Genomic DNA, 536 nt, shown 5'->3' on the forward strand with positions numbered 1-536 from the left:
ATGGGCGTCCAGTGCCCGCACTCCGGAAGTTCGACATACTTCGCGCCTGGAATCCTGTCGGCAATTGCCTTCGCAGTTGCCGGCGGAGACGTTGCATCCTGGTCACCCGTCACTACCAGCGCCGGAACCCGCAGCTTCTCGATTTCGGCCGGTTCGAGGCCGATAATCATCTCGCAGGTTTGCGCGTACGTTTCAGGGTCCTGTCGCATGACAAGCTCCCGAACGAAAGCCGCCAGCTCCGGATGGTTGCGCTTGGTCTCAGGCGACGTGCCGACCCGCACGGTTGCGTCGGCGATGCCTGTCAGACCGGCTGTCCTGGCCTGCTCCGCACGATCGCGGATCGCTGTTCTCGCTGCCTCTGGCGCCGCCTGGATCGGCCCGATCAGCGCAATGCTGCGCACCATCTGCGGATGCTCGAGCGCCAGGCGCTGCACGATGACGGTGCCCAGCGAATGCCCCACGAGGTGCACGCTTTCAAAACCCGCACCGTCGATCATCTCCACGACATCTGCGACAAGCGCTTCGATGGAAACCGG

General features: G+C 63.8%; 1 protein-coding gene. It reads right to left on the reverse strand.

The window, feature by feature from the left end:
* A partial coding sequence (locus P0D96_RS48345) for an alpha/beta fold hydrolase (protein ID WP_408321445.1) occupies positions 1-536 on the reverse strand: 536 nt, incomplete at both ends.

Origin of the sequence: Paraburkholderia sp. RL17-347-BIC-D, from assembly GCF_046027915.1 — a bacterium.
In the GTDB taxonomy this organism is placed as follows: Bacteria; Pseudomonadota; Gammaproteobacteria; order Burkholderiales; family Burkholderiaceae; genus Paraburkholderia.